The organism is Flagellimonas abyssi, from assembly GCF_019457905.1.
Classification (GTDB): Bacteria; Bacteroidota; Bacteroidia; order Flavobacteriales; family Flavobacteriaceae; genus Flagellimonas; species Flagellimonas abyssi.
In genome coordinates this window covers 56,905-78,129 of sequence record NZ_JAHZSV010000020.1, presented here as the reverse complement: position 1 = coordinate 78,129, position 21,225 = coordinate 56,905, and the positions used below count along the sequence as shown (strand labels likewise).

19 protein-coding genes are annotated in these 21,225 nt (G+C 36.1%); 7 read left to right on the top strand and 12 right to left on the bottom strand.

Going from position 1 to position 21,225, the window contains the following annotated elements; all coding sequences use genetic code 11:
- Positions 1-76: 76 nt before the first annotated feature.
- A complete protein-coding gene (locus K1F36_RS13800; protein WP_220114348.1) occupies positions 77-667 on the bottom strand; it encodes a hypothetical protein in 591 nt (196 codons plus the stop codon).
- A gap of 563 nt (positions 668-1,230) precedes the next feature.
- On the opposite strand from K1F36_RS13800, the gene K1F36_RS13795 reads away from it, so the two are divergent.
- Together K1F36_RS13795 and K1F36_RS13790 are read left to right on the top strand one after the other, a co-directional pair.
- Positions 1,231-2,118 carry a NotI family restriction endonuclease gene (locus tag K1F36_RS13795; RefSeq protein WP_220114347.1) on the top strand — a complete coding sequence of 296 codons (888 nt, stop codon included), beginning with the start codon at positions 1,231-1,233 and terminating at the stop codon, positions 2,116-2,118.
- 2 nt (positions 2,119-2,120) lie between these two features.
- Entirely contained in the window at positions 2,121-2,996 is an 876-nt protein-coding gene (locus tag K1F36_RS13790; protein ID WP_220114346.1) for a DNA adenine methylase, read from the top strand.
- A 141-nt stretch (positions 2,997-3,137) separates the two neighbouring features.
- On the opposite strand, the gene K1F36_RS20350 is transcribed toward K1F36_RS13790, so the two are convergent.
- The gene (locus K1F36_RS20350) at positions 3,138-3,257 is read right to left on the bottom strand and encodes a transposase (protein ID WP_335341954.1); all 120 of its coding nucleotides are present in this window, start codon (positions 3,255-3,257) and stop codon (positions 3,138-3,140) included.
- A gap of 136 nt (positions 3,258-3,393) precedes the next feature.
- Between K1F36_RS20350 and K1F36_RS13785 the strand changes: the two genes are divergently transcribed.
- On the top strand, positions 3,394-4,263 hold the full coding sequence (locus K1F36_RS13785; protein ID WP_220114345.1) for a hypothetical protein: 870 nt from the start codon (positions 3,394-3,396) through the stop codon (positions 4,261-4,263).
- 46 nt (positions 4,264-4,309) lie between these two features.
- Here the strand turns inward: K1F36_RS13785 and K1F36_RS13780 are convergent, their stop codons facing one another.
- From K1F36_RS13780 to K1F36_RS13765, 4 genes are all read right to left on the bottom strand, one after another.
- Positions 4,310-5,110, bottom strand: coding sequence for a hypothetical protein (locus tag K1F36_RS13780; RefSeq protein WP_220114344.1), 801 nt, complete (start codon positions 5,108-5,110; stop codon positions 4,310-4,312).
- A gap of 314 nt (positions 5,111-5,424) precedes the next feature.
- Positions 5,425-6,447, bottom strand: a complete 1,023-nt coding sequence (mobB, locus tag K1F36_RS13775; protein ID WP_220114343.1) for a MobB family relaxase — start codon at positions 6,445-6,447, stop codon at positions 5,425-5,427.
- A 5-nt stretch (positions 6,448-6,452) separates the two neighbouring features.
- Positions 6,453-7,037, bottom strand: coding sequence for a BfmA/BtgA family mobilization protein (locus K1F36_RS13770; RefSeq protein WP_220114342.1), 585 nt, complete (start codon positions 7,035-7,037; stop codon positions 6,453-6,455).
- 597 nt (positions 7,038-7,634) lie between these two features.
- Complete coding sequence (locus K1F36_RS13765; RefSeq protein WP_220114341.1) at positions 7,635-7,928, bottom strand: hypothetical protein; 294 nt, start codon at positions 7,926-7,928, stop codon at positions 7,635-7,637.
- Positions 7,929-8,332: 404 nt separating this feature from the next.
- Here K1F36_RS13765 and K1F36_RS13760 point away from each other — a divergent pair, with 404 nt between their 5' ends.
- The 3 genes from K1F36_RS13760 to K1F36_RS13750 all read left to right on the top strand — a co-directional run bounded on the left by K1F36_RS13760 (position 8,333) and on the right by K1F36_RS13750 (position 10,657).
- The gene (locus tag K1F36_RS13760) at positions 8,333-9,118 is read left to right on the top strand and encodes a sigma-70 family RNA polymerase sigma factor (protein ID WP_220114340.1); all 786 of its coding nucleotides are present in this window, start codon (positions 8,333-8,335) and stop codon (positions 9,116-9,118) included.
- Between the two features lies 1 nt (position 9,119).
- The gene (locus tag K1F36_RS13755) at positions 9,120-10,217 is read left to right on the top strand and encodes a hypothetical protein (RefSeq protein ID WP_220114339.1); all 1,098 of its coding nucleotides are present in this window, start codon (positions 9,120-9,122) and stop codon (positions 10,215-10,217) included.
- A 152-nt stretch (positions 10,218-10,369) separates the two neighbouring features.
- Positions 10,370-10,657, top strand: coding sequence for a hypothetical protein (locus K1F36_RS13750; RefSeq protein ID WP_220114338.1), 288 nt, complete (start codon positions 10,370-10,372; stop codon positions 10,655-10,657).
- 147 nt (positions 10,658-10,804) lie between these two features.
- Here the strand turns inward: K1F36_RS13750 and K1F36_RS13745 are convergent, their stop codons facing one another.
- From K1F36_RS13745 to K1F36_RS13730, 4 genes are all read right to left on the bottom strand, one after another.
- The gene (locus tag K1F36_RS13745; RefSeq protein WP_220114337.1) at positions 10,805-12,055 is read right to left on the bottom strand and encodes a site-specific integrase; all 1,251 of its coding nucleotides are present in this window, start codon (positions 12,053-12,055) and stop codon (positions 10,805-10,807) included.
- 482 nt (positions 12,056-12,537) lie between these two features.
- The gene (locus K1F36_RS13740; RefSeq protein ID WP_220114336.1) at positions 12,538-14,547 is read right to left on the bottom strand and encodes a toxin-antitoxin system YwqK family antitoxin; all 2,010 of its coding nucleotides are present in this window, start codon (positions 14,545-14,547) and stop codon (positions 12,538-12,540) included.
- A 399-nt stretch (positions 14,548-14,946) separates the two neighbouring features.
- Positions 14,947-18,342 carry a PIN domain-containing protein gene (locus K1F36_RS13735; RefSeq protein WP_220114335.1) on the bottom strand — a complete coding sequence of 1,132 codons (3,396 nt, stop codon included), beginning with the start codon at positions 18,340-18,342 and terminating at the stop codon, positions 14,947-14,949.
- Positions 18,332-18,712 carry a hypothetical protein gene (locus tag K1F36_RS13730; protein ID WP_220114334.1) on the bottom strand — a complete coding sequence of 127 codons (381 nt, stop codon included), beginning with the start codon at positions 18,710-18,712 and terminating at the stop codon, positions 18,332-18,334. Before K1F36_RS13730 ends, K1F36_RS13735 begins: the two co-directional genes overlap by 11 nt.
- Positions 18,713-18,818: 106 nt before the next feature.
- Here K1F36_RS13730 and K1F36_RS20405 point away from each other — a divergent pair, with 106 nt between their 5' ends.
- The gene (locus tag K1F36_RS20405; protein ID WP_417944284.1) at positions 18,819-19,106 is read left to right on the top strand and encodes a DUF6998 domain-containing protein; all 288 of its coding nucleotides are present in this window, start codon (positions 18,819-18,821) and stop codon (positions 19,104-19,106) included.
- Between the two features lie 114 nt (positions 19,107-19,220).
- Here K1F36_RS20405 and K1F36_RS13725 read toward each other — a convergent pair whose 3' ends face one another.
- Together K1F36_RS13725 and K1F36_RS13720 are read right to left on the bottom strand one after the other, a co-directional pair.
- A complete protein-coding gene (locus K1F36_RS13725; RefSeq protein WP_220114333.1) occupies positions 19,221-20,318 on the bottom strand; it encodes a hypothetical protein in 1,098 nt (365 codons plus the stop codon).
- Position 20,319: 1 nt separating this feature from the next.
- Positions 20,320-21,111 carry a sigma-70 family RNA polymerase sigma factor gene (locus tag K1F36_RS13720; RefSeq protein WP_313790079.1) on the bottom strand — a complete coding sequence of 264 codons (792 nt, stop codon included), beginning with the start codon at positions 21,109-21,111 and terminating at the stop codon, positions 20,320-20,322.
- Positions 21,112-21,225 lie beyond the last annotated feature (114 nt).

Below are 21,225 nucleotides of genomic sequence, written 5' to 3'. Positions count from 1 at the left end.
TCTATAAAAACCATAATGTATTTTTTGCCTCTTTTGGAACACCATTTTCAAAACGAGGTGCTATTTGCGCTACCATTTAAGGGTGCTTAGGATTTTTAGGCTCGTGCGGATTATCTGAAAAAGTTAATAATGCTAAATCACTTTCTTTAGATAGCTTAACTGGATGAGCCCAATTCGCTAAATCCTCCCGTAAACAATTTATTTGGTTGTTTCTGAAATCAGTTGTCCCAATAGTTTCATTAATTTGATTGTTTGCCAATAATGAATTAAGTCTTCCGGAATAAGCATTTGCCTTTAGGTTTTTATCATCTATTCCTACAATTAATGGAAGAACAAGAAAAACCAGATAAGAAATGTAAGGCGGATATAAAACAGGAACATCGTCTATTGTGGCAAAAGTTCCTTCCGTTTTCTTTATGCCGACAACGTTGCTTTTAGAATGGGCGTATTTTGCTTTTGCAACCACATTTCCGTTTGAACCCGGAATACCTCGCTTAATGGAAGCAATAAAATCAGTCCAAATTTCATCATCCGTTTCTTCGTTGAAATGCTGTCTTGCAATATTGATGATGTCGTTCTTTGTTAAATATAAATGTATATCCTTACCTGTGTTAAAAGGATTGAAAAAATAGGCTGATATGATATTATTCCACTCTAAATACTTCATAATTTCATGTTCCTAAAACAACACATCGTTTCTCTTTCCACTTGTTCAAACTCAAGCAAATCCTTGATTTGTTTTTTAACGAAGATTGCCAACGCCCTTTGTATTTCGGTAAACCCTCGCCTAGTTTTATTGTAAAATCTTCTGTATTCAAATTCTTGCTTTCAAATTTGGCTTTAAATACGCTTATATAAAAATCTACTTCTATTTCGTATTGATGGACCATCCACTTGCTACAGGTTTTGCTTTATAAAACAAAACCTGTAGCATTAAATTTTTAACTTGTATCCCTCCCCAATATTTTTTTCAAATAAAACTAATTGAATAATTCTTTGAAGCGACCATAGTTACATGAAAGGAAAAATAATAAAAATAAGTTCTAATCTCGGATTCATAGAATATGAAGAAGGTGAATCCTAATTTCGGATATAGCGAATATGCATCTAATGGCTTTCCTCTTGGCAGCAAGCTGCCAATGCAACTCTTCATATCCGCGTGGCGTTGGGGCCAATGTAAAAACCATGAGCACAATTTCTATCGGCCGATAGAATTTTATACCTTTGAGCATGGCAAAAAAAACAGTTAACAAAAGTCCTCTTGGTGAAGTTTTTGGCTTTCCAATTGAGAATGACAATTCGAAGGCACAGCGATATCGAAAGCAGAAACTTTGTCCTTACAACAATAAAGTACCAAACTGCACAAAGGATAAAGCGAATAATCCGCTTGGTGTATGCAGTGTTTGGCACAATGGGACATCGGTAATAACATGTCCAACAAGATTCAGAGAAGATTGGCTTATTATTGAACAGGCTGCTGAATTTGCATTTGGCAAAAAAGCAAATTGGACTTCACTGTCTGAAATAAAGCTTGTTGACAAAAATGGTCAATCAGCTGGAAACATAGACTTTGTGCTTGTTCAATACAATGATAAGGGACAACTTATAGATTTTGCCTCATTAGAAGTTCAAGGCGTATACATTTCAGGTAATCTCCGAAATCCATTTGAAGCTTATATGAAAAAGCCCTCTAAAGACTTTGAATGGCCATCAGGATACAACTACCCAAAACCCGATTACCTATCATCATCACGAAAGAGACTTATTCCACAAATGCTATACAAGGGTGGAATTTTTCAATCTTGGAAAAAGAAACAGACTGTAGCACTACAGAAATCATTTTTTGAGACTCTTCCTTCTCTACCGACAACAACTAAACCAAAAGCTGATATTGCATGGTTCCTATACGACCTAGTTTTCGACAAACAGCTAAAGCAAAACAATCTTGTTTTAACTGAAACAATTTATACAGAATTTGAGCCAGCTCTGTTAAGGGTTACGACCCCTGAACCAGGAGATATTTTTGACTTCATTAATATTCTACAAACCCGTCTTGACGAACATTTGGATAAAAATCCGCCAGATGCTCCGTCTTTAACAGACATTATAAGCAGTTAATCATGGGTGGACAATTATCAATGTTTGAAACGAAACAGAAAAATGCTATACAAAAGGTAGTTAATGTGGCTTCAATTCCCCAGAGAAGTCCATTCAGATATCCAGGTGGCAAGACTTGGTTAATTCCTGTCGTGAGACAATGGCTCAAACAATCCAAGGAACATAAAAAATTGATTGAACCTTTTGCGGGTGGTGGGATTGTTAGCCTTACCGCAGCATTTGAGAATTTAGCAGACAATATTGTAATGATTGAACTTGACCATGAAGTGGCCGCTGTTTGGGAAGTGATAATTAATGGTGACCAAAATTGGTTGGCCGACAAAATTTTTTCTTTTGACCTAACACCTGAAAACGCCAACTCGATTCTTCAAAAGGAAAACAAGACCAAAAAAGAACAAGCATTCAGCACCATTCTAAAAAACAGAATTTTTCATGGAGGAATTATTACCAAGGGTTCAGGACTAATAAAAAATGGTGAAAATGGAAAGGGAATAAAGTCGCGATGGTATCCTAAAACTTTACGAGATAGAATCAAAGCAATTGGTCATGTTAAGAAGAATATGAAATTCATTACCGGTGATGCATTCACTGAACTTGAGAAAGTCAAAAATGATGAAAGTGTATATTCATTCATTGACCCACCATACACAGTTGCAGGAAGACGGCTGTACACACATTTTGAATTAGACCATGATGCACTATTTGCATTGACTGCACAACTCAAGGGAAAGTTCATGCTTACCTATGACGATACTGATGAAATCAGGCAATTAGCCGAAAAGTATAATCTTGATTTTAGAACAATTCCAATGAAAACCACTCACCATATCCAAAAAAATGAAATCATCGTTTCGGACAATTTTGATTGGTGGAAATAATAAAACACTGACCCATCAATGGCAAAGAAAACATAGGACAGAAAAGGCTTTTAGAAGGATTCGTTCATTTAGCAAAATTCATTTTAGGTGGACAGGTAATCGCTCCGAAAACCTTACATTTCTTAGCTGAGACCGCTTCATTTAAAAGAACCAAAATATGTCAATGCCCATCTCACGGGATATATCACCGACCTTGCGGCCCTGTTCGTTCTCTTTCAGTGCCTTGATGATCTGGTTCTCGGTAAGCTTACTTTTTTTCATGTGTCAGTTAAAATTTAAAGTTAGAAAATCTGAATTTTAAACTGTCCTATTTTTAGGGAAGGCTAACAGTGACAATTCGGGGGACAAAGAATACTGTTAATAAGTATTTCTATCTTAGGGCGACAATTGGAAGAGAATGCAATTAAAAAAGAAAACATTAGAAAAACTTAGAAACCTGATCAACGAAGAGACACAATATAGAAGTGGCCCTCAGATTGTGCGCTTCTTTAACATGTTAGGCTTCAATGACACCTATGGACAAGGGTTTCCTTCCAGATGGATTTATACGGATGAAAAATTAAGTCAAATTAATGGGACACCCGAATTGGACAAGTGCATCAAATTATTGCTTGACCCATCAGAATTCATTGGTAGAATTTCTGTTCTAGACGAGCATATAAAAGATTTAAATCAATATTTAGCTTTTGATAAATGGAAGATTGTAAGAAATGACGATGTCCTGACATTTCAAAAAACTTCAAAAATAATTTTGAATGACGACAATCTAGAACCTACTATTGATGAGGATGCCTTTTTAGAAAAAGAGTTTAGTGAAATTTCAATCCAGTCTCTGAATTTAGACACTCAGATTTCATCTGTTCTCGAAAAAAGGTTGTCTGAAATAAAATTATGCCTTAATGCCAAATCTCCTCTTGCCGTAATATTCTTATCAGGTAGCACATTGGAAGGTATTTTATTAGGTATTGCATTAAATAACCCACAAAAATTTAATTCTGCCGTATCATCAGCAAAAGATAAGACAGGAAAAGTCAAACCTCTCCATAATTGGACGCTCCAACAACTTATAAACACGGCTTGTGAAATCGGCATAATTATGGAAGACGTGAAAAAATTTAGTCATTCCTTAAGGGATTTCAGAAATTACATTCATCCATACCAACAGGTCAGCACCAAATTTCACCCAACAATGCACACTGCTAAAATATGTTTTCAGGTCTTAAAAGCTGCAATTGCACAAACAAGCTCATTTAAACAATTGACATAGCATAGAGATTCATCCACTAGTTTTAATAATTTGTACTAGCCACTACTTAACCTAGCGCTGACCTTACAGTATATCCCATACCTTTGACAACTTTTGCCATTAGTTTACAATCTCGATATGCTGCTTGAATTTCCAAATCCTCTAATATATCCAGTGATTCCATCTTTTCAAAAAATGCTGGGTTAAGTAGTAGCCACAAATCCATATTGAATAGCATACTTTCAATTTGAAATCGATAAAAATTCTTAAGCCCATTTTCAAGATTACTCTTTCTTATTTCACTAATCATGTCTTTTAAAGTAAATAATTGACTTCTGACAACTTGAAAAGGTTCTCTAACCCTATTGTTTATTTCTGCTTTTCTATATCTCTCGTCATAAAGATTTGTTGGGTCACTTTCCTTATATCTAAGATTGAGGTTTCTGATAAATCTGTCTTTACTTTCATAAGACAACATCCAATCATAGATATACTTGAGATTACTGACCGGGCGGCTTCCAAGGTGTATAGTGTTCCTTTCCTCAAAATCTGTCTTCACCAAATTGAATAAATTGACAACATAATTAAATTCATTTTCCTTGTTCAACTGTTGATTTGCTCTAATTTGTGCATTGAAGGAGAGATACACTAAAAAAGCAGCGAGCAGGTTAATGAAAGGAGCTGTGACTCCTCCAATAGTATCACCAATCACACCGCTTGAAGCGTCAAAACTTATCCAAGTTGAAATCTTGGAAAACAATACTGGGCTGAAAATTATTAGAACCAAATAAATGACCAGCCAAATAATCCATTTACGCTTAAATTCAATTGTAAACCTAACGGGTTCTTTTTCTTCTTTCTTGTCCATAAGAAATATCCTGTTAATGATGATTACAAGATAGCAAATAAAAACGCCCCGGCTATGAGTTGGCCGAGACGTTGGGAGATAAGCAATAAGACCGAAAACTTATCTCAATGCTGCTATGCGTTTCACCGCAGGGGTCAGGGTCTCACCATCTGGATTGTAAGCTCCCCTTAAAACCGAACTGTTTAAAAGTAGAACAATAAAAACCCCAAATCTTACCCCAAACTTTTGCGCATGGATCCTATCGGGTTTTTGTAGTGTTCCGGTAGATAAGCGTGAAGCAAAAACACGATAGGGCGCAACCTACTTGTTGGATTTCAGCACCCCATATCCTCACCTGTGCCCCTGGCCCTATCTATACCCTTTCCAAGGGCTTTGATGATTTTGGCCGCAATCTGTACTTTATTGGTCGGGATACTGGGAGCTTTGACACCCATCGTCTTCAGAAGTTTAAAGGCCATGTCCTTTTCCTTGGTGGGCAATCCCATCACCTTGGCAAAGAACTTTCCCGGTTCTTTGGCATGGGCCTTTCTACCAGCATAGGTTTCAACATAGTTCCTTTTGAACCCCGTTGTCCTGTCAAAGGTCTTCTCCGCTGCTTGGTAAAAGCTGTCCCGATCAAATCCTCTCTTGACCGTCTTTCCGTTCAGTTCCACTGCGGATGCCTTGTGCTTGGCAATTGGGGAAAGGGTATAGGTATTCGTCACATCCCTTCTACTGACTATGATATGGATATGGGTCTGTGGTCCCTCTTTCTTCATTCCGGCTGCCACTAACTGTCCATTCTTTTTATGCGGGGCCAATCTCGTTTGCTCTGCAATCTGCTTTTCAAGCTCCTTGACATTCCCTATGGATTCGCCCCGTTCCACTTTCCGTATCTCGTTCCTGAGCCTTGCTATTTCCCCTCGGTAGGGTGCATTTTCCTGAACCTGTTTGTCTAAGCCCCGATAGGTGCGCTCATGCTCTATCTTGGCGTAATATTTTAGGTTCTCGGCCTTGACCTCTTGGTTCCTATGGAAACTCTTGGCATAGTCCTCCATTAGCTTCCTAGTGTATTCCCTTAGCAGATTTGGGTCATTCCCGATAGCCTTCAGTTCCCTTTGGTTGGGACTGACCACTATGGAATAGAATTTTGGGTCTTTCTGCCTTAACTTGGCCGTATTGGCATCTATGTCCTCGATGACCGTTTGAGGGCTTACGCTGTCGTTCTCTTGGTCAAAGAATTCCTCCCTTTGCTCGGGCAGCCTGTCCTTGTTCTCCTTTTCCAGATAGTCCACATAGTTCCCTACACTGGAGTTGTAGGTACTGCCCATTTTCTGTGCTGAGATGGTAAGGTACATGGGCGTTATTTTAATTGGTACTTTAAGCTTTCAAAAACCCCGATGCCCATATTGATTTTCAGATACGGCTTTCCCATCATGGGTTCTACCTTTTCAACACTGTTGAGGATTTCATTGCAACGCTTTTTATAGCTTTCGAATTCACGAAGGATTCTCTGGTGCTCTATTTTCGGAACGGTATTTCTAGGCTCCAAAAAATCCATACGCTCTTCCTGTAATTGGACTGGTTCCCGCCTCGGCTTCCTCCCATCCTTTACATAGGCCTCGTAAAGTATGAGCATCATTTCATAGGTGGGCCGGATACTGGTCTTTTCCATGTTCTTTATAATGGCGATGAGCCTATCGATTTTTTTCATCATCTGACGCTCCAACTTTTTGATACTGTCTAGGATGATCTTTGTCCCCTCTCCAAAAGGGTGAAGATTGTTCTCCTTGAAGTATTGTATCATTCCATCCAATACCTCACTATGCGATTTGCTGAACCTTTTGGAATAAGTGCGGAAGCGTATGGCCGTTTCTTTCTTTACCGTGATATTGGAATAACCACTTGTTCCTTTCTTTGTTCTGCCGTTTGTTATTTGCTTTTCCATAGGTACGATTTTGTTTTTTAGTGAAATTGCGTCAATTTTTGCGTCAAAAATTCCCAGTGTTTATTGGGCTTCCCAAAGGATTTACTGTAGATTTCGGAAAAGTCTACTGTAGCCCCTGATTTTGTACAGTATTCCAAAATCCATTCAATTAACTGGTTTTCAACTTGTTGAAGACCCGAAAACAACCGTGATGGCGCAATTTGCGCATCACCCTCTTGCTATTCCTCCGTCCCGCAAGCGGGACCGAAGAAATACAGCATGATTGAAAATCAGCTGCCACATAAACATACTTTGGTTTGTACGGACTTCAGGAAAGTCAAATCAAATATGCCGTACATTATACTGTTGTTTTTCAACCACATAAATATAGAATTTAATGGCAAAGGAGAAAAACACGGTTTGCATTCAATTAATACGCTTTGGAACTGGAATAAATGGGATATGAAAAAATGGGGAAATATAACCACCTATGAACGGATGCAAATTGTTCCGTAGCCGTAAAACAGTTAACCCAAAAACTCTTCAACAAGTGGACAATAAATGGAAATAAGTAAGGTTACTGAAAATTGAATAAAAGGATTAAATTACAATTCAGAATTATTTGTACTCATAGCTATCATTCAAAAATTCCCCATACTTTTTTTCCACCAATTTAAAGAAATCCGATAGTTTGATTCCGTGGTTGAAACAGATGGTGCTTAAGGTGGATAATGGTATGTTGTAACCATTCTCCTGCTGTATTTTTTCTATCACGTGATAGTTGACACCGTATATTTTACCATACTTTCTGGCACTTGTGTCTTTTGAGGTCAACCATTCCTCACTGATAAACCTGCATACATATTTATCAGAAAAATAAACTTTACTTTTATTTGTGTTTTTCTTTGCCATTAACACAAATGAAAAAATTATAGGAAGTTTTTTTGAGAGCGTTCGCTCTCATTCAGGGGTTTTTATTATATTTATCCCGGAAATAACATATTTGCGAAACTTCTTAAGTTAATCATATTAGAAGCATTCGCTTTGATTCTCGCATCAAAAACTGGTAATTTTTAACGACGAGATGATAAGTGCAAATGCTCACGGCCCGGGCGTGAGCTTACTTATTGTCGTGCGGTATACCAGTACCTTGATGCTATAAGTTAAGTATTCACGCCCTCTTTATCTTGTTTGAAAGGGGCTTTCTCAACTTTTCAAAGCTATCTTCTCTTTATCCTTTTTTAAGAAATCGCATCAGCTTTTAAAGCTAATCAATTTTAACCATGGTGCATTGACCATCTTAAACGAGGCCTGTTATGTCATACAGTGATTTTGAACTTTTAAAAATTGGCGATTCTTCTGCTTTGGACCATATCCATGCCAAATACTTTAGGAGTATATTTTGGATAGGTAAGCAATGGCTTAGTGATGAATTTTTAATAGAATCCCTTGTCCAGGATACCTTTTTAAAATTATGGGTCAATAGGGACAAATTGGAATCACCTGAGCACATTTTCTATTTCTTGAGGTTTGTGATGAAAAGGGAATGTATCTCATATTATAGAAAACCAAAATATAAGTTCTACAAGAAGGTCAACTCTCTGGAGGATTATGAAAATTACCAAGATTACATGGCAGGGTATGATCCGGTAAATGATTCCAAAAACCTCGATGATCAGGAATCGACACAAAAATCCTTCGACCATATCAAAAGTATATTTCCCTTGTTGAATGCCGATAAAAGGCATTTGATCGAACTCTGTTTAAAATATGGCTTCCAGTACAAGGCTATTTCCAAGGTAATGGGTAAAGGCATTATTGAAACCAGTAGGGAAATAAAGGAAGCCATTGAACATATTAAAACCATAGTCCATCAAGGAAACAAACTCGATTCCAGTGACACCATGACAAATCAAATCAAGTTCAGTGGGGAGCTGAGCGAGGAGCAGGCAAAAGTTCTTGAAATGCGCTGTGAACTGAAATATTCCTTTTCTGAAATAGCCAAAGAACTTGAACTGTCCCAAAAGGAAGTCCATCAGGAATTCATGAAAGCTTATAGGCTGATGAAGGCAAATCATCAATTGCAATTACAATCAGCTTAATATGGGAAAGTCAACGCTAAAACACACTAGAAAGATTCAATTATTGATCGACCTCCCTACCAAGGACGAAAAAAAAGAGGTTATGGATATGATGTACCAGTGGCGGGACCGATGCTTTAGAGCAGCCAACCTCATAGTAACCCATCTGTATGTTCAGGAAATGATAAAGGAATTCTCTTATCTATCCGAGGGGATAAAATATAAATTGGCTGATGAAAAAAAAGATGAAAAAGGAATTCTTAATCGTTCTAGGATAAACACTACCTATCGATTGGTATCTGATAGATTCAAAGGAGAAGTTCCTACAAACATATTGTCCACCCTGAACCATGGCTTGATCTCCTCATTCAATAAAAATAGGATTCAATACTGGAAGGGCGAACGCTCATTGCCGAATTTCAAGAAGGACATGGCATTTCCTTTTGGCTTGCAGGGTATAAGTCGGATTGTCTATGATGAAGAGAAGAAAGCCTTTTGCTTCCGTTTGTACCGGGTTCCATTTAAAACCTACTTGGGCAAGGATTTTACGGACAAACGAATGCTGTTGGAGCGTTTGGTAAAAGGTGATGTCAAGCTATGTGCCTCCAACATTAAACTGAATGGCGGAAAAATCTTTTGGCTGGCGGTGTTTGAAATCGAAAAGGAAAAGCATATCCTAAAACCAGAGGTCATCGCTGAAGCATCATTGTCCTTGGAATATCCCATAGTTGTGAAGACAGGAAAAAACAGACTTACAATCGGCACCAAGGAAGAATTCCTTTATCGTAGGCTGGCTATACAGGCAGCCCGGAGAAGGGCTCAGGTTGGGGCGACCTATTCCAGATCAGGGAAAGGGTGCAAACGAAAACTTAAAGCAGTGGACAAGTATCACAAAACAGAAAGTAATTATGTGGCACACCGCATACATGTATACAGTAGAAAACTTATAGACTTCTGTATCAAGCATCAGGCAGGGACACTTATTTTAATGAATCAAGAGGACAAGGTCGGGATTGCCAAAGAAGAAGAATTTGTATTAAGGAACTGGAGCTATTATGAGCTAATGACCAAAATAAAATACAAGGCAGAGAAAGCAGGCATTGAGCTGATTACTGCATGACAATTGGATATTGAGGGTGCTTGTACACCCGTGAGGTGAGGTTGTCAACAACACTCACTAAGTGTGAACAACACATACAACTTGTGGGATACACGCTAACAATAACAATCTATAACCTTAAACACCGATAAAGTTTTTTTGAACGATTGAAAATGGATACTTTTAATGAAGTGTCCAGAAACCGTCAAATATTAGATAGAACCCTTGGGATATTGCTTCTCCTTATAGGTATCGCAATTGGGGTTTTCCTTATTCCTAATTTTTTACCACTACTTAAAAGGACTCCTTATTTATTGCTCGATCCCGATGCAGGTGTAAGACATGAGCTTGGATACGCTTGGTTTATGCAATCCATTGGTTGGATAATTGCTTTTTTCGCATTTAGGAGCGGTAGGGCATTTTTAAGGGATAGCAAGAAACCCACCAGTACCAGTAAATAAATCAAAGGTGTAAAGAGGTATATAGTTGCCAAAACACCATATACAACTCACTGAAAAACCACTCTGGAACGCAGTATTCTGTGATGACAGCCATTCATCTGGTAGGCTAAAGTATGTAAAAAGAAGCTAATATCATCTCCCCTTTTTTCATGTAACTGCACTTTTTTTGACTGCCTTTTCCTTGAACCTGATCAAAAGATTGCCAATGTCCTCACTTATCTTGGATTCCACGACCCTGGCATAAATCTGTGTGGTGGACAGTTTGCTATGCCCGAGAAGTTTCGAGACTGTTTCGATGGGTACACCATTTGACAACATGACGGTTGTGGCAAAGGTATGTCTTGCCACATGAAAGGTCAGGTTTTTGTCAATGTCGCAGGAATCCGCTATCTCTTTTAAATAGGCGTTGGTCTTTTGATTGGAACTAATCGGCAACAGGCTTTCCTTATTTTCCATTTCTGGACATTGCATATACTTTTCCAAGATTTCCCGTGCCTTTGGGAGCAAGGGTACCTTAACGGGCTTGTCCGTTTTTTCACGCTTGGTACTTATCCAATGGTTGCCGTCGATTCCCTTTACGATATTGTCACTGTTCAGCTCCTTGACATCCACATAGGAAAGGCCTGTATAGCATGAGAACACAAAACAGTCCCTTATCCGCTCCAAACGTTCGTTCCCTAGTTCCGTGCTTTCCAATTGCTCCAGTTCCTCTTCGTCCAAAAACTGCCTATCATATCTGTTATATTTCAACTGGAACTGGTTGAACGGGTTCTTGTCCATCCATTCCAATTTGACGGCAAGGTTGAGCATCTTCTTGAACCTTTCCAGATGTTTCATCACCCCATTGTTGCCCAATAATAAATTCTTCTTCGAATCTTTGTAATTGCGCAGAAAATGCTCAAAATCGGTGATAAAGGCATAGTTCAACTGTTTAAGGTGGACATCGTTTACCTTTCTTTTCTTGGCTAAAAATCTGTGCAGGTACTTTTCCGTTGTATAATAGTTCTTCATGGTCCCTTTTTTCAGGACAATTGACATATTCTCATTGTGGTACTTGATAAGTTCCCTTAAGGTCTTACTGTTGTCATCCTCGCCAAGATAACGGGACTTGATGGCATTTGAGGAAATAACCCTGTTCTCTTCCAAAAGTTCTTTATGGCAGTCCAATAGTTCACCATAAACGCTGTCCAGATAGGCGTTCAATGCTCTGATCCTCTGTGAACCTCCCCTGCCCCGGTTCCGTGAATTGTCCCACTCTTTGGAGGGAATGTTTCTTTTAAGACTGATTTCGGCACGTTTGCCGTCCACTGTAATGCGAACATAGATGGATAATTGGTTTGGAATGCTCCTTGATTTTCTGGTAAAGAAAATTACGGTGAAAGTGTGTTTTGATTTCATTTTCCATGACTTTGGTTAAACAATAAATTGTAAAGACGAAAGTCAAATCGTACTCTAAAGTCCTTTCAAGTTAGTACATTCCAGATTAATCGCTGTACACCGAATTGCACACCTTTTATTTGGTTTTAAATGAAATCAAATGAATGCATAAAAAACAAAAAACACTGAAAATCAAATGATTAACAGTGTTTTGTTGTGACCTATTTCTAGGTTCGTCGGGGTGGCAGGCCCACCCCTAAGAATATAAATAGCTGATTTTTAATTTTTTACACTGTTAACCAAGACCAGTTAACCGAACTCTGAACCGTGTTCAAATCGGCACATCCAGAGGCAAAACTTATGGGAGTTTCACACCACTAATTTAGGCATTTTTTTGAAAAGCAACGATTTAACCTTGAGCGTTTCAGATTCATCAGTTTACGTTTAAATATTAAAAACCTGATTATCGAACTTTTAATTAAGCTCATAACTCAAATCCGATATTACCGACATTCAAAATCATGTAGAAAAGGACTTAAAACAATTGAAATGTCTTTATTAATTTTTTTTGGTGAAATATTCCATAATTGCTTTGTACTTCCGGATTGTTCACATAAATTTTTCTTACCTATTTTTAATACTTTAATTATACCCGATTCATTTTCTTTGAGACTTACTGTTATTGGTGAGGATGGGGAAACACTTCCCATTAATTTGTAATTGCGGCAATCAAAATTTCCATTTGTAGTATTAATAAAATATACATCATACGTACATTTTTGCGACTTAACAATAAAGTCCCTATTATAATAAAACTTAGTGCCAGCACTAGAATTAGTTTTTGGCTTATTGCTATTAGAGTTTGTTGCGATTGCTGGAGATCTCAATAGTATGTGTCTATTCACCAGTATATTATTTTCATAATAATCTAACAAATAAGGTTTCCTGCTTTCCGTTGTACCACTCTTACTATAATAAGTTACCGTGCCTTCTAATTTTCCATTTCTATAAAATGCAGTACAATTATCTGCCATTTTCAAATTCCACGTTTCTGCCAAATAACTATCTTTGTTGAAAGTACCGTGTAAAGTACCGTTTTGATTATAATTAATAACATCTAAGGCTACAACTTTACCTTTAACATTGACAACAAATTTCTTGTAGACGCCTTTATGTTTGAAATCTTTACTATACTCGTTAATGTGTAGAATTTCTCCTGTCTTTTTAAAATAGTGTTCAAAATATATATTTCGGCTATCTGTATTAGAAACCTTTCTTTCCAAAAATTTCAAGGGTTTATTAGATTTGGAGAATTCTCTCCTGTAATAATATGTTTCAGTTTTGTAACCTGGATAGTATTTTATCTCGCTAACAAGATTTTTATTGGAATCAAAATTCTTTCTTTTTATTAAGTAGCCATTTTCATAATACAATTCATCCCCATTCTCGACTAGCTTCCCTCCATAAGGAGTATCATCTAAATTTAATCTTTGGTTTCTATTATAAATATTTCTTTTATTCAACACAAAATACTGTGGAACACCGTCTTTAAATACTTTTGTTTTCCCCTTCAATAAGTAATCTATATCACGGATTCTGTTATTTTTATCGAATCGTTTAACTTCAATTAATTGACCAGCTTTATAGATTTTTTCAACAACCAATTCGTTTTCTTTAGTTCCATGGTCAATCCTGAAATATTGTTGTAATCCATGTTTAAAGCCATTTTTATAATTGAGTATATCATATGATTCTTTTGAATTTGTTGACCTTTCAACGGTACCTTGAGGAAATCCATTTTCGAAATTTCCAATAATTTTTAATGCAGAGATAACCCTATTTTTGCCGTATTTTGATTTTTTAACATCAAATAGAAATTCGAAAGTAAAATCTGACTCATTAAGCAAATCACCATCTGAACTATAAAAGCATTCCTTTTCGTATGTTGATGTAATCGTTTCCTCTGCTAGAATTAGACCGTTAGATTGGTTGTAATATTCTGTAATAATATCTTCTCCCGTACGACTTTTTCTTAAAGCAGTCTTTCCATCTTTAAAGTAAAACTCTGTAGTATCTACAGAATCATTTACAGCATGATATATTCCATACAACTTGCCGTTATAATCAAAATTTTTTTGGCTAATTTTTTTCCCCTTATCGTTATAAATGGAAATGCCCCTTACTGAACCGTTATCGTAATAATGGATTTGTTCATATAGGACACCATTCTTAAATCTGCTCTCAGATTGCAACTCTCCATTTTCATAAAAAAGTCTTTCAGTTCTACTATCCCAATTATCTAGAATTACTATTTCTTTTTCTAATTTTTTTTTAGTTGAACCCGAATTAAATACTTTAATGTACATGTCATCAATTAGATGATTTTGATAAGTATCTACAAGTAGTATTTCTCCTTTAAGATCTTTTAATATTTGAAAATTATTTTCATTTATTTGATACTGACTTATCAATAAAGTTGGGAAAAAAAACAAAAAAAAGTAAAAGGCTTTCATGGTTTATAATAGTATTTTAAATTTTTGTCCACTTATAAAATAGAATAAGATAATATTATTAATAATAATTAATGTCAATAATCCCTTGAAGGGCACGAACAGTCTCCATTTGGGAATCAGCCGATATTTTTACTTCTTTTTTAGTTTCAATTAACTTTTTGCACTGTAATTCAAGTACTCTTTTCTGGAGGAGTGCTTTAACTATAAGGAATGCAAATGCCAAAGCTCAAAAAATGCTATTGGCCATTCCAAAAACTATCTCCAAATTCATGTGCCCATTTAGGAATACCGTACCAAGACTTTAACATTAGCCAACACATGGAAATTACTAAGGACACTATTAAAACCGCAAAGAGTATTCAGAGATAGAATTTGCACGTATTTATTAGGATTTTCATTCTATTTTGAATTAAAAAGGGATTTGGTGCTATCAAACATTTTAAGAACTTCATCATAATAATTACCTAGAAGTGTAAATTCCCTTACGATTGTGTTCCTATAAACCCTAATCAAACTTTCCGGCATGGAGTAAAAAGTACTTTTAAAAAGCTCAAACGAGTGCAGGTTCTTATTTTCGATTGTGACCGATTCCATAAGATACAATCCTTTTAGGAATTTAGAAGTAACATTGATAACCTCTGGATTGTTGTGTACACTATAAGAAAGATTTTCGAGGCATTTGCCGTAGTAATTCTCATTACCGGACAACAAAGCAAAGAATTCATTTTTTAATGTATCAAGATTAATATCAACACCTATATAATTAGTCTTTAACAAAAATCTATAAAATTCGGTATTGCACTTGGTTGCGTGGAAGTGTAGTAAGAACTTTTCAGGACCGATTATATTATTTTTCAATTTCGATTTAGCCTGAAAAAGGTATAATGTACTATCACTAGTTATTAAATGATTATTTTCCCGTAAGGCAAAGTGCATATTGTCCACCATTAGCTTCATAGTTAAATCAGCTTCATCCATATTATCTTCTAACTGATATGCTATGTCCAATTTCTCTTCCACCAAATCCACAACACAATTTTCCTCTATCCAATTCAAAATACTTTCGAAAAAATTAATGCGATTATCTTTGTAATCTTCGGGTACCAAATATCTTTTAATACCTTTGGTATCAATATTAAGACTTGCAAAAGGCCCTCTGGAACTTTTTTCTTCCACAAGTAGTAATTTGACCCAATCTTTGATCAAATATGAAATCTTGAACTTTATTTTGAAATTAAAATCCAGATTCTGTTCGAGTTGATAAAAAAGTAAAAGCGATGTAAAATCAAGAGTAAACTCTGTTTCTTCCAATATAGTTGGGGTAATCAATAGTGGGATAGTAGTAAACTTTTTGTCTCGTTCGTGGGTCAAGGCAAGGTAGGCTTCAACAGGATTATTAAAGACGGATCTACTTACTTCAGTAAATCCAATTCTATAATTGTAATAATCGTTTAGATGCTTCTCTCGAATTGCATTCTCTTGGCTTTGTTTTGGGCCGAATTGTTTAACAAGAAAATCTTCAAAATCTTCAATCTTTTCAGGAAATTGAAGTGCTGCAAATCCTAAATCGTTCATTGGGTTTTGGGCTTCCTTTTGTATATCATAATTGAGCTTTAATGCATCATTATAGATATTCAACACTTCAATCACATTTATATTTCCGGTCAACGGTTGTTCGATTGAAAATTTGTCTCCAACTTTTCTGCCTAACAGTTCCTTCTGAATACCAGTCACCTTGGTTATTTTCACTTCCTCAACTACTCCACTATTTATTGAATATTTGACCCACACCCCTTTTTCAACAAATTCAAATTGTCGAAAAAAATCTGCATTGAACAAATGAGCAATACCAAAAAATAATTTTCTGGCCTCAGTATTGGAAGGCTCTATGGCAAGGTTGTACATTATCTGTGCTCCCTTTTCTTTATACACCTTATTTCTCAGCAGTAACTTACTCACCTGTATTCCAACAGATACATTTTCAAAATTAGTGGGTGTGGTTTTTGAAACCTCTTTTAATTCTTCAAGTAAATTGAGTTTTTCGAGACATAGTAGGTAAAAAAGCAGATATAATTCATTGTTTGGAAAGGACTGGAACAAAATAATATCAACCTCTTTCAAATTCTCCCAATCATTTTTCGCGAGATTAAGGTTATGTTCAATACCCAACAAATACTCATCCGGCTCTTTACTGTTCAAACGATAAAAGGACAGGAGGTCAAGTAACTCTTTATATATTCCCCGACCACTTTCCTTGTTCTTGGTTAGTAATTTTTCGAGCAAGACAATATAAAATCTAAGAGAAGGAGACACCTTCGTTTTATCCAAGTAGGTTCCAATAAATTTAACTGCTTCTTCCGTTCGTCCAATATTCTGAAAATTCTCTGCGAGTAAATCCTTATAGTTTTGGTCTAATTCCTTTACCTTGGACAGTTTCGTTAATTTATCAAACAACTCATGCTCATTTATATCCTTAGTGTACCTTATTTCACATGTGATTTGGAATAAATTTTTCAAGTCCTCTGATTTGAAATTCTTTTTAAAGACACTATCCAGAATCTTTTTAAATTCTTGTTCACTAGTGAAGGACGAAAGTGGATTCAAAAAAGCATTTAGAATATTAAACCCTACAGGCTCGTCAATAATGTTGACCGTATTCAAATATTCACCAAAAACCTGTGGAATCCCATCTCTTTTACCAGATAAAAAAAGTAATGAGGCCTTAAACAGGAATAGTTCACTAATCTTTTCACCTACCTTATCCTCATATTCTTGAATGACCTCAATGGATTTTTGGAAATTTCCATTATGGTTAATGGCTTGACAGTAGGTCATTGTATAAAACCAATTTAACTTTGGAAGTTTCGAATAGATTGTTTCCAATTCATCAAGAAACCTACCTTCTTTCGTACTGTGATATTGAAAGTAGTTGTAAAAAAATTTTTGATGATATATTGATTCTTGAATTTCGGATTCTTCTAAGGGAGCAATAAAGTTCTCTAAAAATTTTATTGCATCATCGATTATATATTCATCTTGAAAGACAAAGTTTTTGCCAGCAACATATCGAATCGGAAAATCATTGAAAATTTTATTGATGAATAAATCCAGTGCCACTATCCACGCATGTTTATTTTGAAATGTAAGCTTTTTGTATTTCTCAACATCTACACTCACTTTGAGTCCTAAGCGTTCCCATTCCTCGGCAAACTCCCTTTTCGCAACCCCAAGTACCCAATAAGCTATATTCAACTGGAAATCATAATTTTCAAAAATCACTTTTGGCACCTCTCTTATAACAGATTTCAAATTCTGAGAGGTAATGATTTTAACATACCAGGCATTCAAATTATATTCATCAATCCTAAGAATTTCATCGACGAGTTCCAAGGATTTCTTTTCATTATCAAGATTAAGATATTCAACACAGGCCTTTTCCTTAAGCCTTTTGTCTTCTTTAGCCAAAAGATAGGATTGAATAAATTCGTTAGCAGTAACTTGTACGGGATAATCAAAAAGTTCACTTTTGCAAGTAGCCTTTAGGAACAATATTTTACTTTGAATCAAGTTGTCATTTATCCCATTTTCCGTTATCCTTAATTCAATTTCTTCCAGTAATTTTAGTGCAGTTCTTGGTTTAAAATCATTTATAAGTTGTTCTATGCTCTTTAATTGTTGCTTGTATTCATGCAGTACCAAGGAAAGCCCATCAATTAGGTTTGTGATTTTATCACCAATGTGTACATCTCCGCTTTCGGTAGTTATCTCCCCTTGATTTATATTCTTATTTGTCATATTTATCACCTATGTTCACATCACCGCCTCTAGTTTTTATCTGTCCAGTATTGATATTTTTATAGTTAGTTATGTGGTTTTGGTTCTTCGGTAATATTTCAATAATTTCTCTTAGATAGTTCAAATTGGTTGCATTATCCTCAATGGAATTCTCTATTATGGATTTTACAATTAGCTGTTTTTCTTCCTTTTCAGGATTTTCCTGTAATTCCTTTAAGGCTTTTTTAGGGCTGTTATCTTTATAAAGCAAGGATTTAAGCCAATTAATGGCCCCTTCAGAAATTTTTTCTCCAGCTTTTTCAAAAGCACTTTCGAAGCCCTTATGAGCAAGAGATGTAATTAAAGCTGTTAAAGCTGCGGTTGTTATCATTGGCATATTATTATCTATTTAAATTACAGATTATCTGCAATTTAAAGAATAAACTATCAGAGTTTTCAGATAGACTTAAAATTAAATTGGATTTGACCATGCAAAATTGCTTGATTTTTCACATGCTATTATATTTTTTCAAATCAAAGCTAGCATGGCATATAACTTCAGCTATCCTTTCAATAAGGAACTTGAACATTTCATAGCTGCACATATTTTTCCCGACGGTAACCTTGAAGTGATATATAAAGGCCCCGGCAAACCAATAAGTGATTTTCTTAAAGATAGAAAGCGTAAGTCGTACAGGAATATATGGTATGGAATCTCAGGGAACCACCTCAGGAATCTAGATAAATTAGTAAGTCCTTGTGAAAGGCTAAAGGAAATCAATTAATTAGTAATCATCCGTTATTTAAATAAGAGAGCCCACGCGTTGTATATGCCACAAGCATTTAGTGAGTGTCATTGACCTCACCTTACGGGTGTACAAGCACCCTCGACCATTCTATTAATCAATAATTAATTCGAGACCTGCTTTCTTAGCTTTGTATTCTATTTTGGTAATCAAATCACAATAGCTCCAGTTCCTTAATACAAACCCTTCTTCTTTAGCAATCTCGGTTTTTTCCTCCTGATTCAAAAGTATGAGGGTTCCTGCTCTATGTTTAACACAAAAATCAATCAACCTCCGGCTATAGACATGCAAACGGTTATTGACATATTGACGTTCCATTTGACCAAGTTTGTTAACCGCCTTTAGTTTTCTTTTGATGCCTTTACCCGATTTGGAATAGGTTGCCCCGATTTTTGCCCGTCTGCGTGCCGATTGTATCGCCAGCCTTCTGTATAAAAATTCTTCCTTTGTACCAATAGTAAGCTTTGCTTTGCCGGCTCTTACAACAATGGGATATTCAAGGGACAGAGAAGCCTCTGCAATAATCTCAGGTCTTAATTCATGGCTTTCTTTTTCAATTTCGAATACCGCTAATAAGAAAATCTTACCGTCTTTTAGTTTGATATGTGATGTGCATAGTTTAGTCTCTCCCTCGACTACCCGTTCCAACAATTTTCGTTTATCCGTAAAGTCCTTTCCCAAGTAGGTTTTAAACGGAATCTGAAACAAACGGAAGCAAAAGGCTTTTTTCTCCTCACTGTAGTGTAATCCACTCATACCTTCCAAATCAAAAGGGAAGGCCATATCCCTCCTGAAGTTTTTCAAGGAGCGTTCACCATTCCAATACTCTGGTCTATTTTTCTTGAAAGATGAAATCAAGGCTTGGTTCAAATTGGACAATATGTTTGTGGGGATTTCTCCTTTAAAACGATCCGATACGACTCGATAGGTAGTGTTTGTCCTAGAACGGTTAAGGATTCCTTGTTCATCCTTCTTTTCATCTGCCAATTTATATTTTATCCCATCTGATAGATAAAAGAATTCTTTTATCATTTCCTGTACATAAAGGTGGGTTACTATTAGGTTGGCTGCCCTAAAACACCTGTTCTGCCACTGGTACAGTTTATCCAAAGCCTGCTTTTTCTCTTCTTTCGTAGGGAGGTCTATCAAGAGTTGGATCTTTCGAGTGAGTTTTAGGGTTGATTTTTCCATGCTAGGCTGATTGCAATTGATGTTTTGCTTCCATTAGCCTATAGGCTATCATGAATTCCTGATGCACCTCCTTTTGGGAGAGGTTAAGTTCATTGGCTATTTCGGAAAAGGAATATTTTAGTTCACAACGCATTTTAAACACCCTAGCTTGCTCTTCGGTCATCTCGCCAATAAACTTTATCTCATCTGTATTGTTATTACTAGAATCGAGCTTATTTCCTTGATGTAGGATGGTTTTAATATCTTCAATAGCTTCCTTGATCTCTCTACAGGTTTCTTTGATGCCCTTTCCCGTTGCCATGGAAATGGCTTTATACTGAAAGCCATATTTCAAACACAGATTGATCACATGCCTCTTACTGTCATCCAATAAGGGCAGGACGCGTATGATACTTTCGAACTTTTCCTGTTCTCCTTCTTGTAGTTTAAAATTGGTATTGTCTTCATCAGGGTCATACCCGACCATATAGTCTTGGTAATTCTCAAAACTCTCCAACGAGTGGACTTTCCTGAAAAACCTGTTCTTAGGGCGCGTATAGTATGAAATACACTCCCTTTTCATCACAAACCGCAAGAAAAAATAAATATGCTTAGGGGATTCCAGACTGTCCCTATTCACCCACAACTTCAAGAATACATCCTGAACCAATGTTTGCACAACAAAACCATCATCGAGAAAGCTCTTTCCCAGCCAGTAAATTGGTCTATTGTATTTTGTATAGATTTCTGCAAAAGTCGAAGGGCAACCTTTCTTCAATAATTCAAGATGTTTGTTGTCGATATTTGAAATCACGAGCATAAAATTTTAATGAATACTTACCAAATGTAATCATTTATTTATTAATCGTAATTATTAACTTATTATAAGTATATTTTACAGTACTATAAATGAATTACTTGTCATTTT

Bases quoted from the DNA above. Each gene is read 5' to 3' on its own strand.
- K1F36_RS13800 (WP_220114348.1), bottom strand. From the start codon at position 667: ATGAAGTATTTAGAGTGGAATAATATCATATCAGCCTATTTTTTCAAT.
- K1F36_RS13795 (WP_220114347.1), top strand. From the start codon at position 1,231: ATGGCAAAAAAAACAGTTAACAAAAGTCCTCTTGGTGAAGTTTTTGGC.
- K1F36_RS13790 (WP_220114346.1), top strand. From the start codon at position 2,121: ATGGGTGGACAATTATCAATGTTTGAAACGAAACAGAAAAATGCTATA.
- K1F36_RS20350 (WP_335341954.1), bottom strand. From the start codon at position 3,257: ATGAAAAAAAGTAAGCTTACCGAGAACCAGATCATCAAGGCACTGAAA.
- K1F36_RS13785 (WP_220114345.1), top strand. From the start codon at position 3,394: ATGCAATTAAAAAAGAAAACATTAGAAAAACTTAGAAACCTGATCAAC.
- K1F36_RS13780 (WP_220114344.1), bottom strand. From the start codon at position 5,110: ATGGACAAGAAAGAAGAAAAAGAACCCGTTAGGTTTACAATTGAATTT.
- mobB (WP_220114343.1), bottom strand. From the start codon at position 6,447: ATGTACCTTACCATCTCAGCACAGAAAATGGGCAGTACCTACAACTCC.
- K1F36_RS13770 (WP_220114342.1), bottom strand. From the start codon at position 7,037: ATGGAAAAGCAAATAACAAACGGCAGAACAAAGAAAGGAACAAGTGGT.
- K1F36_RS13765 (WP_220114341.1), bottom strand. From the start codon at position 7,928: ATGGCAAAGAAAAACACAAATAAAAGTAAAGTTTATTTTTCTGATAAA.
- K1F36_RS13760 (WP_220114340.1), top strand. From the start codon at position 8,333: ATGTCATACAGTGATTTTGAACTTTTAAAAATTGGCGATTCTTCTGCT.
- K1F36_RS13755 (WP_220114339.1), top strand. From the start codon at position 9,120: ATGGGAAAGTCAACGCTAAAACACACTAGAAAGATTCAATTATTGATC.
- K1F36_RS13750 (WP_220114338.1), top strand. From the start codon at position 10,370: ATGGATACTTTTAATGAAGTGTCCAGAAACCGTCAAATATTAGATAGA.
- K1F36_RS13745 (WP_220114337.1), bottom strand. From the start codon at position 12,055: ATGAAATCAAAACACACTTTCACCGTAATTTTCTTTACCAGAAAATCA.
- K1F36_RS13740 (WP_220114336.1), bottom strand. From the start codon at position 14,547: ATGAAAGCCTTTTACTTTTTTTTGTTTTTTTTCCCAACTTTATTGATA.
- K1F36_RS13735 (WP_220114335.1), bottom strand. From the start codon at position 18,342: ATGACAAATAAGAATATAAATCAAGGGGAGATAACTACCGAAAGCGGA.
- K1F36_RS13730 (WP_220114334.1), bottom strand. From the start codon at position 18,712: ATGATAACAACCGCAGCTTTAACAGCTTTAATTACATCTCTTGCTCAT.
- K1F36_RS13725 (WP_220114333.1), bottom strand. From the start codon at position 20,318: ATGGAAAAATCAACCCTAAAACTCACTCGAAAGATCCAACTCTTGATA.